The sequence below is a fragment of the Pantoea sp. SO10 genome, from assembly GCF_005281435.1.
GTDB classification, from domain to species: Bacteria; Pseudomonadota; Gammaproteobacteria; order Enterobacterales; family Enterobacteriaceae; genus Pantoea; species Pantoea leporis.
Map to the genome: position 1 here is coordinate 3,568,144 of NZ_CP040095.1, position 17,009 is coordinate 3,585,152.

Genomic DNA, 17,009 nt, shown 5'->3' on the forward strand with positions numbered 1-17,009 from the left:
GTGCTGGCTGTCCCCAGATTGTGCTGGCTGTCCCCCATCCCGCCCTTCCCCCGCAAGCGGGGGAAGGAGACGCTGCCACATGCCAGTAATGAAACTGCATGTGGCAGCATCTTCCTCCCCCATTAATGGGGGAGGACCGAGGAGGGGGACAGCGAGCACGAGCGAATTCGAACACCCAGCACTATCCCATCAACGCCGCCATAATCACCGCAAAAACCGCGTCCGGCTGCAGCATCACCTCATGATTCCAAAATCTCAGCACCCGCCAGCCATGTCTATTTAACCGTTGCGTACGTTCATCGTCATATCTGATAGTTTCACCATGTTGCGATCCATCGAGTTCAATCGCTAGCCGCTTCTCCAGGCAGGCGAAATCCAAAATATACGGGCCGAAAGGGTACTGTCGGCGAAATCGCATACCGCCACATTGTCTGGCACGCAGCACAGACCATAGCTTTCGCTCTGCCGGGGTCATGTTATTTCTCAGTTCCTTCGCGCGCAGCACATGATGTCGCATGTTATTCATCCTGAAAAAGCGCATCTTGTTTCCGCAATGGCTCAATCTCAACGCATGCAGTGCAATCTTGAGCAACACATCGCAACTGTTATAAAAAAACACAGCGAATCTGTCTCTAATTCGCTTCACTGTTATGTGCTTTACTGGCAGGCAGTGATAATCAGAGGTGAACAATGGACGCGATCAAACAAATCCTGCTCGACGAAATCGCCACGCTGAACCGCGAAGGACAGCGTGATAATTTGCCGCGCTTTAGCTTTTCCTTCCTCAAAACCCATCCGGGGCTCTGGGCCATTATGTATCTGTGCTACGCGCTGTGCGTGGCGCTGATCTTTTCAACCGACATGCTCGGCTGGCCAGCGTTCTGGTTTGCCACGGTGTTTGTGGTGGTGATGAGCGTGCTGATGCTGATGGATATCAACCCGAAATATCGCTTCGAAGATATCGACACGCTGGATTTGCGCGTTTGTTACAACGGCGAATGGTATTACGTGCAGCCGGTTTCTCAACAAGCGCTGGATAAGATCCTCGATAACCCCCACACGCCGGAGCGCGTACGCAGCGGCATTGATCGCCTGATGAAGCAGAAAGGTGAAGTGGATTTCTACGACGTTTACTATCTCACCTGGGGCCACCAGCAGGCGGCCCAGGTTTAACCGTTTAGCGTGCCAATCAGTCTTCCCAACGTCTCTACCGCCGCCTCGGCGCGTGCATCCCACGGCCAGGCGGTGTTGAAGCGGAAACAGTGGCTGAAGCCCTCGCTACTGGAAAACAGCTGGCCGGGCGCGATGCTGATGCCCTGCTGCAAGGCCAAATGATACAGCTCAGTGGTATTGATCTGCGCCGGCAGCGCAACCCAGAGAAAATAACCGCCTGGCGTATCGCTGATGCTGGCCTCAGCAGGTAATACCCGGCGCAGCGCCTGTTGCGCCAGCTGCTTACGTTTAGCCAGCGTCTGCCTTAGCTTCTTTAAATGCGTGTCGTAGCTGCGCGTGCTGAGGAAATCGGCCAGTGCCAGCTGCATCGGCGCGCTGGTCGACAGCGTGCTCATCAACTGAATACGCTGCACGCGCTGCGCATGACGTCCGGCCGCGACCCAACCGACACGAAATCCCGCCACCAGATTCTTCGAGAAACTTCCGCAGTGCAGCACGTTGCCATCAAGATCAAAAGCTTTAGCCGGCAGCGGTTTGTCATGGCCTTCATACAGATCGCCGTACACATCGTCCTCAATCATCGCCACGTTGAAGCGCGCCAGCAGTTCCACCAACTGCTGCTTGCGCTCGGCGCTCAGGGTGAAGCCGAGCGGATTTTGCCGGTTGGTCATCAGCCAGCAGGCTTTCACCGGCCAGCGCTGCAAGGCCTGCTCCAGCTCATCCAGATCCATGCCGTGTTCGACATCGCTGGCGATGGCAATCGCGTTCAGCTTCAGGCGTTCAATCGCCTGGAGCGCACCATAAAACGATGGGTTTTCGAGGATCACCCAATCACCGGGTTCGGTGACGGCTTGCAGGCTGAGGTTGAGCGCCTCCATTGCGCCATTGGTGATGACGATGTCATCCGGCGACAGCGTGATGCCCTGCTGTGCGTAGCGCTGGGCGAGAATTTTGCGCAGCGCTTCATTGCCTGGCGGCAGGTTGTTGAGCGCATCGGTGGGCTTTAAGTTGTGTGAGACTTTTACCAGCGAGCGCATCAGCTGGCGCTGCGGGAAGAGTTCGGGATCGGGAAAGGCTGAGCCAAACGGCATGATGGCGGGATTGCGCGTGGCTTGCAGCACGTCGAACACGAAGCTGTTGGTATCCGCCTGATCGGTTTTGCCGATCTCTTGCGTGGGCAGTCGCGGACGGCTTTCGGCGGCGCGCGGCGCCACGTAATAGCCGGATTGCGGCTTTGAGACGATCCAGCCCTGACTCTCCAGCACTTCATAGGCGTGCATCACCGTCATCAGGCTCAACCCGCTCTGCTCCGCCTGCTGGCGTAGCGACGGCAGTTTTTCGCCCGGCGGCCAGATGCGCGCCTCGATTTGCGTGCGAAGCTGCTCGACCAACTGCTGATATTTCGCCACCCGAACTCCGATGTAGAGGATTTGGCGGCTAGTTTCCCTCACCCTAACCCTCTCCCGCAAGCGGGAGAGGGAATGAAGGCGTTAAGGCACCTGCTCCAGCGCTAACTCTTCTTGATAAAAATTCGGCAACTCGCCAATGCGTTCCGGTGGCACCGGTTTACCCAGCAAATAGCCCTGCAAGGTATCGCAGCCTAAACCAGTGAGGAACGCCTGTTGATCCTGGGTTTCTACCCCTTCGGCGACCACTTTCAGATGCAACGACTGCGCCAGCGCGACAATGGCGGAGACGATGGTGGCATCTTCCGAATGCGCCTGCAGTTCATTAACAAAAGCGCGATCGATTTTCAGCTCGCTGGCCGGTAACCGCTTGAGATACAACAAGCTGGAGTAACCGGTGCCGAAATCATCAATCGAGGCTTTTACGCCCATATTGGTGAGTTCGGTGAGGATACGCACGCTCTCTTCCGGATCGCGCATCGCCGTGGTTTCGGTCACTTCCAGCGTCAAAAGTTCAGCCGGAATCTGGTGCTGCGTCAGCGCCTCGGTGACGGTTTCCACCAGATTGCTTTGCTCAAATTGTACAGCCGACAAATTGACCGCCACCGACCAGTGCGGGTGGCCCTGCAGATGCCAGGCACGCAGCTGGCGACAGGCTTCGTTGATCACCCAGTTGCCGATGTTAATGATCATGCCGGTCTTTTCCGCCATCGGCAGAAAGGCGTCCGGCGCCAGCAGACCGCGTGAAGGATGCTGCCAGCGCAGCAGCGCTTCAAAGCCAAGGATCGGGCCGCTCGGCGCGCAGTATTTGGGCTGATAGAACAGGCGTAACTCTTCGTTATCCAGCGCTTGCCACAGATCGTTGTTCAGCTGCAATTGCGACTGCGCCAGCGTGTTCATTGACGGCTGGAAGAAGGTGTAACCGTTGCGGCCGTTGTTCTTGGTGTGATACATGGCGGCATCGGCGTTAAACATCAGCTCGCGATCGTCTTTGCCGTCACCAGGGTAAACCGCAATTCCAATACTCAGCGACACCACCAGCTCATAGCGCGAGATATCGAATGGGCGATCCACCGCTTTCACCAGCGTATCAGCAACCGCTGCAGCATCATTGGGTTCATCAATTTCCAGCAGCAGCACAAACTCGTCGCCGCCCATGCGCGCCAGCGTGTAATGCCCTTTCATCTGTTCGGTCATGCGCTCGGTCACGCCAATCAGCAGGTTGTCGCCCACGTGATGGCCAAAAGCGTCATTTACCGCTTTGAAGCCATCCAGATCCATAAACATCAGCGCAAACTGCGTTTTCTCACGGTTGGCTTTATTGAGGGCTTGCTCCAGACGATCTTCTAACAAAATACGGTTGGGCAGACGCGTCAGGTTATCGTGTAGCGCCAGCTGTGCCAGCTCACGGTTGGCTTCCGCCAGCGAGTGGGCGAGGATCGAGGTGCGCGCTTGCAGACGTGCATCGAGCATTGAGACCAGCAAAGTAATGCCGAGGATCGCTAGCGTCACCACCGTCACCACCACCGCCAGCCAGTTGCTGTTTACGCCCATGTGCGTCGCATGGCTGTGCATCGGGAAATTGGCCGCCGCCATGCCGGTGTAGTGCATGCCGGCAATCGCACAGCCCATCACCACCGATGCGCCTAAACGCAGCGCGGTGATGCGGCCGTGACCTTCGCGCAGGTTAAACGCCAGCCAGAGTGCGGCGCCTGAGGCCACCAGCGCAATCGCCACCGATGCCGCCACCCAACCCCAATTCCAGGTGATGCCGGGCGTAAACATCAGCGCCGCCATGCCGGTGTAGTGCATTGCTACAACGCCGGTACCCAGCACCACAGCGCCTCCACACAGTCGCAGCCACGGCAAGGTCGGCGTTGAGCACACCAGCCACAGCGCAAAAACCGAGGCTAATACCGCCACCACCATGGAGGTGACGGTGAGCGTGGGATCATAGCTCATGACCATATCGAGGCTCATCGACAGCATGCCAATGAAGTGCATCGCCCAGATGCCGACACCCATAGCGAATCCACCGCCGAATAACCAAACCAGCGCCACCTTGCCAGTTGAGGAAGCCACGCGCCCTGCCATATCAAGCGCAGTAAACGAGGCCAGCATCGCTACCAGAATCGAGACGATGACGGTAAACGAATCGTACGAAGTCACTAACATAGTGATTTCCCAAGTAAAAGCCGGTGTAAGTCAGCTGTGGTGTTGTTGTTAAAAAAGTGCGGTCTATTGGTTTTATTGTAGGAATTATCGGCAGCGTAACTGCCGATATGAGTTTTTGAACGATGAAACCTTCCGATGGGGAAGAAACTAAAAATTGTTTATTGCGCGCCCGCCAGCGGCACCACGTTATCGCTAAAGGCCAGCGGCACCGCAAGCGCAGCGGTAAATTCACCGATGCGATCGGCTGGCGTGGGCTTGCCGAGCAGATAACCTTGCAGCGTGTCGAAGCCTAACCCGGTGAGCAAACGCTGTTGCTCCTCGGTTTCGACTCCTTCCGCCACCATGCGCAGGTTAAGCGTTTGTGCCAGCGTCAACATCGCGGTCACCACCGTGGCGTCTTCGCTGCCAGCACGCAAACTGTTGATAAAGGCGCGGTCGATTTTCAGCTCGCTGGCTTCGAGGTGTTTCAAGTGCAGCAAGTTGGCGTAGCCGATGCCGAAGTTATCAATCGCCACTTTCACCCCAAGACGATGCAGTTCGGCAATGCGCTGCTGGCTGAACTGCGGATCGCGCATCGCAATGTTCTCGGTAATTTCCAGCATCAACGCCCCGTCAGGTATTTGATGGCGCTGCAATGCCTGGCGCACGCTCTCAATCAAATCACGCTGCTGGAACTGCAGCGCCGAGAGATTGACCGATACCGTCCAGTCGCCGTTACCTTCATCGTGCCACTGCTTCAGCTGGCGGCAGGCTTCATTGATCACCCAGTTACCCAGCGCGACAATTTGCCCGGTTTTCTCGGCGCGCGCCAGAAACATATCGGGCATCAGCAGGCCGCGACGCGGATGCTGCCAGCGCAGCAGCGCCTCGAAGCCCATCAATACGGTGCCACCCGCGCGGAATTTTGGCTGATAGAACAGGCGCATCTCCTGATACTCCAGCGCGTTCCACAGATCGTTAGCAAGCGCCAACTGATGCTGCGCCACCGCGCTCATCGCCGGTTCAAACAGGCACCAGCCGTTACGCCCGCTGTGTTTGGTGTGATACATGGCGGAGTCGGCGTTGAACATCAGCTCCTGCTGGCTGCGACCATGCAGCGGGAAGATAACGATACCGACGCTGAGCGAGACGCGCAGCGAATAGCGATCGAGTTCGAAAGGCGCATCAATGATTTGAACCAAACGCTGCGCCAGTTTGGTGGCCTGATGCAGATGAAATTGCGGGCACAGTATGACGAATTCATCGCCGCCCAGACGCGCCAAAAGAATCTCCTCACTCAGTTCATCGCGCAAACGATCGGCTACCGCGATCAGCAAGCGGTCGCCAACGTGATGGCCCCATGTGTCGTTAATGGCTTTGAAACCATCGAGATCCATGAACATCAGCGCGAAGTTTTCATCCTGCAGCGTCGCCTGCTTGATCGCCGTGGTGAGTTGCTGCTCCAGCATCACGCGATTTGGCAGCGCGGTGAGGTTGTCATGCATCGCCAGCTGACGTAGCTCGCTGTTGGCGCGCTTGAGTTTGGCGGCGAGACGCGCGGCACGCAGTTGCGCATCCAGCATCGATATCAGCAACATCAGCCCCAGAATGCTCAGCGTGATAATCGTGACCCACACCGCCATTCCCTCTTCGCTGGCGCCGTGATGTTGCATGCTCACCGGCATAACGAATTCTGCTGCCGCCATGCCGGTGTAATGCATGCCGGCAATCGCAATGCCCATCACCAGTGCTGCACAGGCGCGCAGCAGCAGCAGGCTTTCGCCCTGGCGCAGATGAAACGCCAGCCATAACGCCGCACCTGATGCTGCGTAGGCAATCAGCACCGAGAGCGCCACCAGCGGCAGATTCCAGTAAATCGGGGTGGCAATCATCAGCGCGTTCATGCCGAGGTAGTGCATGACAATGATGCCGCTTCCCATGATTAAGGTGCCGCGAATTAGGCGGCGTCGGGTGAGATGACTGCCCTGCACGCCCTGCGCAAAGGCGAAGATGGCGCTGATAATCGCCACCAGCAGTGAGATGGCGGTCAGCTCGACGTTGTAGCGCATGGTCATCGGCATCATCATCGCCAGCATGCCAATAAAGTGCATTGCCCACACGCCGATGCCCATCGCGGTGCCCCCGCCGATCAACCACAGTGTTGCCAGATAACCGCGTGAAACGGCCACGCGCCCGGCGGTATCTAAGGCGGTGAACGCGGCAATGAAGGCCACGATCAGTGAAACGGTAACCAGAACGCTATCCCAGGTAACCAGCAGCATGTGCGCTCCTAAACTCCACCCGCTGCGGAGCGGGTGCGGTGTCGTCAAAACAAAACAAGAATGATAAAGCGCCGATCAAGGGCGATTAATGTCCCCCTGCGGCGCAGTTCAATACAGAACTGGTCCAGAAAAATCTGGAGTCGTCGTGCGGATTTTTTTTATTTTCATCGTCAGTCGTTAAGCGAAAAATTAATAATATCTGATTAATGCACGAACATAACATTGAACCGAAGCGCGCGGTAGAGGGTGAAATCATCGTCTATTTAGTTTTTTTAACCGCTCGCTACCCCTTGTGATTACTGAGTTATCGGCGAAAAGCGTGAATTGATTAGGGAAAAATTGAACCATCTGCATACAAGGGCCAATTTGCTGATCTATAGTAAAGAAAACTGATATAAATCATTAATCCGCCATCCAGGAATTTTCTTAGGCGGCAGGCGCTTATGCTGTCGAGTCCATTGCGGCTCTTGTTTGATTTCGGATGTATTTCCATAAATGTATGACCAGGTGAAAAAGCACTGACCTTGGATAATCAGTAAGGAATGATTATGAAACTCAAGCTTTTTCTTGTGGCGTCTAGCCTAAGCGCCGCACTGGCACCTCATACTGTTTTTGCCGCCACCACAACGGGAACCATCAATGCGACGTTGACGCTGACCACCGGTTGTTTGGTGAACGGTCAATCGGCCACGGCGGGAGTGAACTTCGGTACCCTGAACTTTGGTAGCAGCGCAGCCACTTTTGATACACTCAATGCCACCCTGGTTGGCGCAGCGGGTAACGGCATCTTTGTTCGCTGCACCACCGGACAAACTTTCAACGTGCAGGTCACCAGCAGCAACGCTGCACCGGCGACCGTTTACGGTACGGTGAGTGGCCAGCCACGCTACCTGATCCTCGGCTCCAACAATACGCAAGGCATTGCCTATACGCTGTATAGCGACGCCGCATTCACTACCGCCATCGCCAACAACACCAATATCGCTGCCAGTGGTACCACCGATCCTACACTCGGGACCAACTACGCCATTTACGGTCAGGTTGTGGGCGGCGGGTTTAACCCCTTGATTCCGGCAGGGACCTACACCGACACCATCAACGTGGCGGTGAATTACTGAGGGAAAGGATAATCAGGGAGGCCGTGGTGCAGCGGTGGGTGCACAGTGCAGGCGGCCTTGCCCTGCTGATAGGGAGCGTCTCCGCCTGGGGGTTGCCGACCGCAACGTTTCAGGTTTCAGCATCAGTAGTGGCAGGCTGTGTTGTCTCCGGAACCAATACCGGGGTATTTGGCACGCTTAATTTTGGTACCCAATCTGGCGTGGCCGCAAGCAGCGTCAGCGCCAGCTATGTGCAAAGCACCACCATCACGCTCGCCTGCACGCCAGGCACCGCCGTGAGTATGAGCATCAACGGCGGCAGTAATTACACCTCCACGCGCAATCTCAAACACACCAGTAACACCAATACCGTGGCGTACAGCCTGTATACCAATGCGGCACACACCACGGCTATTCCGGTGAATAGCCCGATGGCGCTGAGCTACAGCAATGCCAACAACATCACGTTGCCGATTTACGGCTTATTAACGCTGCCCGGCCCCACGCGCGCCGGGACCTATACCGACACTTTAACCGTCACGCTGAGTTGGTGATGGCGTCACTTAAAAGGAGGAATGATGATGAACCTGCGCGCCCTGATCCTGTTGTTATCTTTGGCCCTAACACCTGCGGTGCATGCCGCCAATTCGCTGATGGTGTGGCCGATCGATCCGGCGATTGATCCGGAAGATAAAGCCAGCGAGCTGTGGCTGGAGAATCGCGGCAATGCCACCACCATGATGCAGGTGCGCATCTTCAGCTGGCAGCAGGTTAACGGCCAGGAGCAGTATCAAACCCAGCAGCAAGTGGTGGCGAGCCCGCCGATGGTGCGCCTCGAGCCAGGGCAGAAGCAGCTGGTGCGTTTAATTAAGCAAACGCCACCTGAAGCCGGACGTGAAGTGGCCTTTCGCGTGGTGCTGGATGAGATCCCTACGCCGCGCACGCCAGGCGAGAATCAGGCCGGACTCACTTTCCAGATGCGCTATTCGGTGCCGCTGTTCATCTACGGCAGCGGCGTGACGCGCGACACGGCAAAACCGCAGCTGAGCTGGCAGGAAGTGAACAGCGGCGGCAAACGCTGGCTGGAGCTGACTAATCGCGGTAATGGCCACGCGCGCTTAAGTAACGTCACCATTGGCGGACGCAAAATGGGCAACGGCTTGTTTGGCTATGTGCTGGCCAACAGCAGCCATCGCTGGCCGTTAACCCGCAGCGTGAGCGGTGAGCTGTCGGCCGAAATGAATAAAGGTCACTGGAGCAGCGCGGCCGCGCGTTGATGAAGTTTACGCCGCATCCCTGCGCGCTGGCCGTCGCCAGCGTGCTTTGTATCAGTCCGATGAGTAGCAGCGCGGAGACCTTCTCCGAACTGCCACCGCCGCCTGCGCTGGAGAATAACGCCAGCGGTCAGCAATACATGCTGGAACTGGTGGTGAATCAGGGCGAACGTGGCGACATCGTGCCGGTTGAACGTAAGAATGGTGATTTCTGGTTGCGACGCGGCGATTTGCAACGCGCCGGTATTCCGGCCGAGAAACTGCAAGGCCAGCAGATCGATGTCAATCAACTCAGCGGAGCGAAAGTGGAGTATGACGAACGACGCCAGCGCCTGTTATTGACGGTGCCACCCGCCTGGCTGCCGGGTCAAACCATTGGCCAGTTACAGCATGCACCGCGCTTTCCCGGTCGCGCCAGCAATGGCGCGCTGCTCAACTATGACTTTTACGCCACCCGTACCGATAACGCCGGTTCGCGCCTCTCCAGCTGGAACGAACTGCGCTTGTTTGGCCCGGCTGGTCAGTTTTCTACCAACGGCGTTTACGTGCAGCAACTGGAAGGTGGCGTTGCCGGTCAGCAGGAAGGCTATATCCGCTACGATACGTGGTTCAGTAATGAAAACGAGAACGCAGCGATCAGTTGGCGCGCCGGGGATTTGGTTACTGATGCGCTGAGCTGGAGCAACAGCGTGCGGCTGGGTGGCGTGCAGATTGGCCGCGACTTCAGCGTACGGCCGGATCTGGTGACCTATCCGCTGCCCGCCTTTTCCGGCCAGGCGGCGGTGCCCTCTTCGGTCGATCTGTTTATCAACGGCTATCGCAGCACACAGGCCGACGTGCAACCGGGCCCGTGGTCGCTCACCAATGTCCCTTTCGTTAACGGCGCCGGCGATGCAGTGATCACCACCACCGATGCGGTGGGCCGACAAGTCACCACCACGCTGCCGTTTTACGTCTCCAGCAGCTTGCTGAAAACCGGGTTATCCGATTATTCATTCTCCGCCGGTGCCATTCGCGAAAACTACGGCATCAACAATTTTGATTACGGTGCGGCGGCGGCCAGCGGCTCCTATCGCTACGGGCTGAACGACTGGCTGACGCTGGAGAGCCATGCGGAAGGCAGCGACAGCGTGGCGATGGGCGGTGCGGGTGGCTTGGTGAAACTGGGCAGTTTTGGCGTGGTGAATGGCGCGCTGGCGCAGAGCCAGATGGACGGTAATCCCGGCACGCAATACAGCTGGGGCTATCAGTACAACAACAGTTGGTTCAGCCTGGGAACACAGCACATCATTCGCAGCGTCGATTTCGGGAATCTCGCGCTGGTCGGCAGCCGTGGCGACAGCGCCAACACCAGTTACTCGCTGGCGCGACGCAGCGCGCAATACACCGCCAGCGTGTCGCTGAGTGACTACGGCAGCCTTGGCCTGGCTTATTTTGATATCTCCGGCGGCAACGGTGACCGCACCCGTTTATTAAATCTGTCGTGGAGTAAAAATCTGTGGGGCAACAGCAGCCTGTATATCTCCGCCAGCCGCGATCAGGATCAGGGCAACTGGAGCGGCGCCATTTCGCTGATCATCCCGTTCGGCGAACAGAGCAGCGCCTCGGTAAGTACGGAACGCGATCAGGAGGGCAATAACAGCCAGCGTCTGTATGTGTCGCGCGCGATGCCAACCGACGGTGGCTTCTCCTGGGATGCGGCCTGGGCTAATCAGGCCAGCGACAGCGGCGATTATCGCCAGGGCAGCCTGCGTTATCGCAATAACAAAATTGATACCTCAGCCGGTTTCTACGGCGATAACGACAACACCACGCAATGGGCCGATTTTACCGGCTCGGTGGTATTGATGGATAACCGCGTGTTCGCTGCCAACGACATTAACGATGCCTTCGTGGTAGTGAAAACCGATTATCCGGATGTCACGGTGCGTTATGAGAACCAGACGATGGGCCGCACCGATAAACAAGGCTATCTGCTGGTGCCATCGATCAGCAGCTATTACGGCGCCAAATACGACATCGATACGCTGGACCTGCCCGCCGATCGCACCGCGCCGAAGGTTGAACAACGCTTTGCGGTGAAGCGCAAAAGTGGCTACCTGCTCAATTTCCCGGTGGAGCGTCTGCGCGCCGCCAGCGTGGTACTGCATGACAGCAATCATCAGCCGCTGCCGATTTCCAGCCAGGTGTTACGTCCGAATCAGGCCACCGAATATGTCGGCTGGGACGGCATTGTGTGGATGGAAGATCTCGGTGCTAATAACCCGATTCACGTGGTGACGCCAGATGGACGCAGCTGCGATACGCAACTGGCTATCGCCGACGGCCAGCCCAAAGCGCTGGAAACTTACGGACCGCTTACCTGCCCGCTGTCACCGCCGCCGCAAGGCTCTGCGGTGAGCAGCGTGGATAATTCACCGTCAGGGATTTCACCATGAGAAAGCTTCTGCTCCTGCTGGCGCTGTTTTTACTGCCGGGCACCAGCTATGCGTTGTGTAGCTTATCGGCCCCCGCCGCCACGTTCGGATCGGTTACCACGTTTTCCGTCGCTTCAACGGTGAATAACACCTCAAGCACCACTAACGTCAACTGCGGTTCGGGTACGCTTTCGCTGCTGGGCTCCGATAACATTACCTACGCTTTTACCACCGCCTCAAACCTCAGCGGCACGCGTGCCGTGTTGAAAACCGCCAGCGGCGGCACCGATAACATTCCGATTCAGCTGTGTATCGACAGCGCCTGCGCCACCGAATTACAGCAGGGCGGCAGCTATCGCTGGAGTTCAGCCTCGCTGCTGGCGTTGGGAAACACCCTTAACTTCAATATTCCGCTCTACTTCCGCACCGTACCCGGCCAGGTGATCGCCGCCGGCACCTATACCACCACCATTACCATTACCGTGAGTTATACGGTGTGCGCCGGGTTAAACGTGGGAGGATTGTGTGTGGGAACGGTACAGAGCAGCACGGGTACGGCGATGCCGATTACCGTGAATCTGGTGGTGACCAACGATTGCACCACCATCACTGCACCCAACGTCAGTTTTGGCAGCGCGCCTTTGGTGGGCAGTTTCTCAACGGTGCAGCAGACGATTAACGTGGTGTGTTCGAAGGGCAGCACTTATACCGTGGGCTTGAGCAACGGCAGTTACTACAGCGGCACCACGCGGCAGATGGCGAGCGGAACTAACCGGCTGGCGTATGACATCTACAAAGGCACCACCACCACATCGCGCTGGGGACCGACCGGCACCGATCGCTGGAGCAGCACCACCTCGACATCGTTGAATGCGGATACCGTGACGCGCAACTTTACCTATACGGCGCAGATTTTGACCACGCAGAATACGCCCGCAGCGGGGAATTATACCGATAGCGTGGTGGTGGATGTGTCGTTTTAGCGGGGTGCGCGCTGTCCCTCATCCCAGCCTTCTCCCGCAGGCGGGAGAAGGAGCTGATCGCGACGTTACCTAAACATTCCCTCTCCCGCTTGCGGGAGAGGGTTAGGGTGAGGGGAACGATGTTGCGCTTGATATTGCTTCACCATGCGGCCAATCAGCAGCGTACCGACTAATCCGCACACCGCAGCAAAAGAGAGCCACACGCCCGGCATCGCTTTATCGCCGGTGGCATGAATCAGATAGCTCGACACCGCTGGCGTAAAGCCGCCAAACAGCGCGGTTGCCAGGCTGTAGGCCAGTGAGAAACCCGAAGCGCGCACTTCTGCCGGCATGATCTCAGCCAGATAAACCACCATCGCGCCGTTATAACTGGCATACAGGAACGAGAGCCACAGCTCGGCCTCAACTAGATGGGAGAAGGTCGGCGCTCCCACCAGCCAATGCAGCACCGGCCAGGTAGTTAAAATCATCAAGAGGGTGCAGACAATCAGCAGCGGACGACGACCGATGCGATCCGACAGCGAACCCATCACCGGCAGCCAAAACAGGTTGGAGATGCCGACAAACAGCGTCACCAGGAAGCTCTGTTTGTCACTCATCATCAGCACGGTTTTGCCGAACGTCGGGGTAAAGGCGGTGATCATGTAGAACATTACGGTGGTGGTCACCACCATCAACATCCCTGCCAGCACCAGCGCCCAGTTCTGCCCGACCGAACGCATAATCTGACGCATTGAGGGGTGATGTTTACGCTGGCTGAAGGCTTCGGTCTCTTCCAACATGCGGCGGATATAGAACAGGAACGGCACGATCATACATCCCACCACGAACGGAATACGCCAGCCCCATTCGGTGACGGCGTCTTTCGCCAGCAGATGGTTCAGGCCCAAACCGAGCAGCGCGGCGAAGATCACCGCAACCTGCTGGCTGCCCGATTGCCAACTGACATAGAAGCCTTTGCGCCCTTTCGGCGCCACTTCCGCCAGATACACCGAGACGCCGCCCAGCTCAACGCCCGCCGAGAAGCCCTGCAATAAACGACCGAGCAGAATCAGGATCGGTGCGGCGGCACCGAGCGTGGCGTATCCGGGCACCAGCGCGATGGTTAAGGTCCCAATCGCCATCAAGCCGAGCGTTAACAGCAAGCCTTTACGACGGCCATGATGGTCGATGTAAGCACCAAGAATAATCGCGCCGAGCGGGCGCATCAGGAAGCCTGCGCCGAAGGTCATCAGCGTCAGCATGAGAGAGGCAAAGGGATCATCGCCGGGGAAAAAGGTTTTGGCGATTGCCGTGGCGTAATAGCCAAACACCATGAAATCGTACATCTCAAGGAAGTTACCGCTGGTAACGCTAAAGATGGTTTTGGCACCGCTTTGCGGCGACTTTTGTAAAGAGTGACTCGCGCTCATATTGTCCTTCCTGGTTTTTCTTCCGTTGTAGCGTGCCGGGCCAGGAATAAACGTGATCTTCTTCACCATTGCAGTTTACAAAAATACGACCAATAGTAACAATAAATTAACAAATCGCGTGCAGGCATTAAAAAAGGCCGCTGCGGGAGCGACCTTTACGGCAAGGCTAAGTGGAGTGACGTTACTTCTTCACCGTTTCCATGCCCATCAAACCAATCTTCAGATAACCGGCTTCACGCAGCTGGTCCATCACTTCCATTAGGGTGGCGTAATCCACCGATTTATCCGCCTGGAAGAAGATGGTGGTGTCTTTCTTGCCTTCGGTTTGTGCCGTCAGCGCATTCACCAGCGTCTCTTTGGTGACCGCATCGTTTCCGATGAAGATCTGCTTATCTTCCTTGATGGAGAGATAAACCGGTTTTTCCGGACGCGGCTGCGGCGCGCTGGTCGATGCTGGCAGGTTAACGCGCACATCGACGGTAGCTAATGGCGCGGCGACCATAAAGATGATCAGCAGAACTAACATGACGTCGATAAACGGCGTCACGTTGATTTCGTGCATTTCGCCATCGCCGACCGAGTCATCGTTTAAACGCATCGCCATAATACTTATCCTACGCGCAGTTTCTGTGCCGCCGCTGGACGGTTGGCTTCTTTCGCGGTATCAACGTTGCCGAGATCCAGATCGCGGCTCTGCAGCAACATCACCTGCGCGGCGACATCGCCCAGCGACGCTTTGTAGCTGGCAATCATACGCGCGAAGACGTTGTAGATAACCACGGCGGGGATTGCCGCCACCAGACCAATCGCGGTAGCCAGCAGCGCTTCGGCGATGCCCGGCGCGACGACTGCGAGGTTAGTGGTTTGCGTTTTCGCGATGCCGATGAAGCTGTTCATGATGCCCCAAACGGTACCGAACAGACCGATAAACGGCGCAACGGAACCGATGGTGGCGAGGAATCCATTACCGCGACCGGCATGACGGCTAAATGCAGCCACGCGGCGTTCGAGACGGAAGCTGGTGCGCTCTTTGATGCCATCCAGATCTTCAGTACCAGCGGAGAGCTCCAGCTCATTCTGCGCGTCGTTTAGCAGCACAGCGCTGTGGCTGTTGCTTTTGAAGTTTTCAGCAGCACGGTAAGCATCGTTTAATGAGCGGGCTTCGCCCAGCGCTTGCTGCTCGCTTTTCAGGCGACGTTTCGCCCCGCTCAGCTCAGCAAACTTACCGAAGAAAATTGCCCAGGTGACAACCGAAGCCAGTAACAGGCCAATCATCACAATCTTTACCACGATATCGGCATGCTGATACATGCCCCAAACGGAAAGATCCGTTTGCATCAAATCACTGGCTACCACGCTGCATCTCCAACTTCTGTTGCACAGTTCACGATTGAAGCGCGGATCATAGCAAAAAATACCACCGAAGTGATAGTGGTTCTCATTACTATTTACAAAGCAAAGATGCCCGCGATTTCCACAAGTTAGCGGATGTTATGCGCAATACTGGCCTCACTCTGATAATCCGCAATCAGGCTCAACCCGCTACACTGATTCGTGGTAACGTGAATGTTTTGTGGGAAATGTCAGGAAAGGCAGTGATGGCAACGAAAAAAATAGACACCACGCTTGTCAGCGCGGGACGCAGTAAACGTTACACGCAAGGCTCAGTTAACAGCGTAATTCAACGCGCTTCATCCCTGGTTTTTGACACGGTCGCCGACAAGAAACGTGCTACCGCTGGCCGCGCGTCAGGCGAGCTGTTTTATGGTCGTCGCGGCACCCTCACCCATTTCTCGCTGCAAGACGCCATGACCGAGTTGGAAGGCGGCGCAGGTTGCGCGCTCTATCCGTGCGGCGCGGCGGCGGTCTCTAATGCCATTTTGTCCTTTGTCGCAGCCGGCGACCATATTCTGGTGAGCGGCGCGGTCTACGAACCGACGCAGGATTTCTGCTCGAAAATTCTCAGTAAGCTGAACGTCACCACCACCTATTTCGATCACTGCATCGGCAGCGAAATTGGCGAACTGGTGCAGCCGAATACGCGCGTGGTGTTCCTGGAATCACCGGCGTCGATCACCATGGAAGTGCAGGATATTCCCGCGATTGTTGCCGCCGTGCGCGCCAAAGCGCCGGAGGCGATCATCATGATCGATAACACCTGGGCGGCGGGCGTGTTGTTTAACGCGCTGGAGCATGGCATCGATATTTCGATTCAGGCCGGCACCAAATACATCATTGGTCACAGCGACGTGATGATTGGCACGGCGGTAGCAAATGAGCGTTGCTGGCCGCAGCTGCGCGAGAACTCCTATCTGATGGGCCAAATGGTCGATGCCGATACCGCTTATATGGCGAGCCGCGGCATTCGTACGCTGGGCACACGTCTGCGTCAGCACGAAGAGAGCGGATTGCAGGTGGCGGAATGGCTGGCCACGCAGCCGGAAGTGGCGCGCGTTAATCATCCGGCGCTGGCGCAGTGTAAAGGCCACGCATTCTGGCAGCGCGATTTCAGCGGCAGCAGCGGTTTGTTCTCGTTCATCCTGCATGAAAAACTGAGCCGTGAGCAGCTGGCAAATTACCTCGATCACTTCCACCATTTCAGCATGGCGTATTCGTGGGGCGGCTATGAATCCCTGATTCTGGCGAACCAGCCTGAAGAGCTGGCGGCGATTCGTCCGGCGGGCGGCGTGGATTTTGACGGCACGCTGGTGCGTCTGCATATCGGCCTCGAACATGTCGATGACTTGCTGGATGATCTTAAAGCCGGTTTTGCACGTTTAAGAAGTTAAACAGAAGATAAACCACGCTGTG

General features: G+C 56.8%; 14 protein-coding genes. 7 read left to right on the forward strand and 7 right to left on the reverse strand.

Annotated elements, in window-relative coordinates:
• Positions 1–181 precede the first annotated feature (181 nt).
• A complete protein-coding gene (locus FCN45_RS16420) occupies positions 182–619 on the reverse strand; it encodes an endonuclease domain-containing protein (protein WP_246862539.1) in 438 nt (145 codons plus the stop codon).
• Positions 620–690: 71 nt separating this feature from the next.
• Here FCN45_RS16420 and FCN45_RS16425 point away from each other — a divergent pair, with 71 nt between their 5' ends.
• A complete protein-coding gene (locus FCN45_RS16425) occupies positions 691–1,173 on the forward strand; it encodes a YlaC family protein (protein ID WP_101761807.1) in 483 nt (160 codons plus the stop codon).
• Here the strand turns inward: FCN45_RS16425 and FCN45_RS16430 are convergent.
• The 3 genes from FCN45_RS16430 to FCN45_RS16440 all read right to left on the reverse strand — a co-directional run bounded on the left by FCN45_RS16430 (position 1,170) and on the right by FCN45_RS16440 (position 7,015).
• The gene (locus FCN45_RS16430) at positions 1,170–2,582 is read right to left on the reverse strand and encodes a PLP-dependent aminotransferase family protein (protein WP_137386910.1); all 1,413 of its coding nucleotides are present in this window, start codon (positions 2,580–2,582) and stop codon (positions 1,170–1,172) included. The genes FCN45_RS16425 and FCN45_RS16430 overlap by 4 nt on opposite strands.
• A gap of 81 nt (positions 2,583–2,663) precedes the next feature.
• Positions 2,664–4,754 (reverse strand): bifunctional diguanylate cyclase/phosphodiesterase, encoded by a 2,091-nt coding sequence (locus FCN45_RS16435; protein WP_137386531.1) that lies wholly within the window; start codon positions 4,752–4,754, stop codon positions 2,664–2,666.
• A gap of 158 nt (positions 4,755–4,912) precedes the next feature.
• Positions 4,913–7,015 carry a bifunctional diguanylate cyclase/phosphodiesterase gene (locus FCN45_RS16440; protein WP_137386532.1) on the reverse strand — a complete coding sequence of 701 codons (2,103 nt, stop codon included), beginning with the start codon at positions 7,013–7,015 and terminating at the stop codon, positions 4,913–4,915.
• 548 nt (positions 7,016–7,563) lie between these two features.
• Here FCN45_RS16440 and FCN45_RS16445 point away from each other — a divergent pair.
• From FCN45_RS16445 to FCN45_RS16465, 5 genes are read left to right on the forward strand one after another with little or no spacing between them, the layout of a single operon-like run.
• Entirely contained in the window at positions 7,564–8,133 is a 570-nt protein-coding gene (locus tag FCN45_RS16445) for a spore coat protein U domain-containing protein (protein ID WP_137386533.1), read from the forward strand.
• Positions 8,134–8,156: 23 nt separating this feature from the next.
• The gene (locus tag FCN45_RS16450; RefSeq protein WP_210421268.1) at positions 8,157–8,666 is read left to right on the forward strand and encodes a spore coat U domain-containing protein; all 510 of its coding nucleotides are present in this window, start codon (positions 8,157–8,159) and stop codon (positions 8,664–8,666) included.
• A gap of 24 nt (positions 8,667–8,690) precedes the next feature.
• Positions 8,691–9,389: a molecular chaperone gene (locus FCN45_RS16455; protein WP_210421269.1), complete on the forward strand. Its 699-nt coding sequence runs from the start codon at positions 8,691–8,693 to the stop codon at positions 9,387–9,389.
• The gene (locus FCN45_RS16460) at positions 9,389–11,824 is read left to right on the forward strand and encodes a fimbria/pilus outer membrane usher protein (protein ID WP_137386535.1); all 2,436 of its coding nucleotides are present in this window, start codon (positions 9,389–9,391) and stop codon (positions 11,822–11,824) included. Before FCN45_RS16455 ends, FCN45_RS16460 begins: the two co-directional genes overlap by 1 nt.
• Positions 11,821–12,786: a spore coat U domain-containing protein gene (locus FCN45_RS16465; protein ID WP_137386536.1), complete on the forward strand. Its 966-nt coding sequence runs from the start codon at positions 11,821–11,823 to the stop codon at positions 12,784–12,786. Before FCN45_RS16460 ends, FCN45_RS16465 begins: the two co-directional genes overlap by 4 nt.
• A gap of 65 nt (positions 12,787–12,851) precedes the next feature.
• Here the strand turns inward: FCN45_RS16465 and FCN45_RS16470 are convergent, their stop codons facing one another.
• The 3 genes from FCN45_RS16470 to exbB form a co-directional block, all read right to left on the reverse strand.
• Entirely contained in the window at positions 12,852–14,198 is a 1,347-nt protein-coding gene (locus tag FCN45_RS16470) for an MFS transporter (RefSeq protein ID WP_110867293.1), read from the reverse strand.
• Between the two features lie 181 nt (positions 14,199–14,379).
• Positions 14,380–14,802 carry a TonB system transport protein ExbD gene (gene exbD, locus FCN45_RS16475; protein ID WP_008103349.1) on the reverse strand — a complete coding sequence of 141 codons (423 nt, stop codon included), beginning with the start codon at positions 14,800–14,802 and terminating at the stop codon, positions 14,380–14,382.
• Between the two features lie 5 nt (positions 14,803–14,807).
• Positions 14,808–15,536 (reverse strand): tol-pal system-associated acyl-CoA thioesterase, encoded by a 729-nt coding sequence (gene exbB, locus FCN45_RS16480; protein WP_210421286.1) that lies wholly within the window; start codon positions 15,534–15,536, stop codon positions 14,808–14,810.
• Positions 15,537–15,796: 260 nt separating this feature from the next.
• Between exbB and metC the strand changes: the two genes are divergently transcribed.
• Positions 15,797–16,987, forward strand: a complete 1,191-nt coding sequence (gene metC / locus FCN45_RS16485; RefSeq protein WP_137386538.1) for a cystathionine beta-lyase — start codon at positions 15,797–15,799, stop codon at positions 16,985–16,987.
• The last annotated feature ends 22 nt before the right edge of the window (positions 16,988–17,009 follow it).

Bases quoted from the DNA above. Each gene is read 5' to 3' on its own strand.
- FCN45_RS16455 (WP_210421269.1), top strand. From the start codon at position 8,691: ATGATGAACCTGCGCGCCCTGATCCTGTTGTTATCTTTGGCCCTAACA.
- FCN45_RS16435 (WP_137386531.1), bottom strand. From the start codon at position 4,754: ATGTTAGTGACTTCGTACGATTCGTTTACCGTCATCGTCTCGATTCTG.
- FCN45_RS16460 (WP_137386535.1), top strand. From the start codon at position 9,389: ATGAAGTTTACGCCGCATCCCTGCGCGCTGGCCGTCGCCAGCGTGCTT.
- FCN45_RS16425 (WP_101761807.1), top strand. From the start codon at position 691: ATGGACGCGATCAAACAAATCCTGCTCGACGAAATCGCCACGCTGAAC.
- FCN45_RS16465 (WP_137386536.1), top strand. From the start codon at position 11,821: ATGAGAAAGCTTCTGCTCCTGCTGGCGCTGTTTTTACTGCCGGGCACC.
- FCN45_RS16445 (WP_137386533.1), top strand. From the start codon at position 7,564: ATGAAACTCAAGCTTTTTCTTGTGGCGTCTAGCCTAAGCGCCGCACTG.
- exbB (WP_210421286.1), bottom strand. From the start codon at position 15,536: ATGCAAACGGATCTTTCCGTTTGGGGCATGTATCAGCATGCCGATATC.
- metC (WP_137386538.1), top strand. From the start codon at position 15,797: ATGGCAACGAAAAAAATAGACACCACGCTTGTCAGCGCGGGACGCAGT.
- exbD (WP_008103349.1), bottom strand. From the start codon at position 14,802: ATGGCGATGCGTTTAAACGATGACTCGGTCGGCGATGGCGAAATGCAC.
- FCN45_RS16440 (WP_137386532.1), bottom strand. From the start codon at position 7,015: ATGCTGCTGGTTACCTGGGATAGCGTTCTGGTTACCGTTTCACTGATC.
- FCN45_RS16470 (WP_110867293.1), bottom strand. From the start codon at position 14,198: ATGAGCGCGAGTCACTCTTTACAAAAGTCGCCGCAAAGCGGTGCCAAA.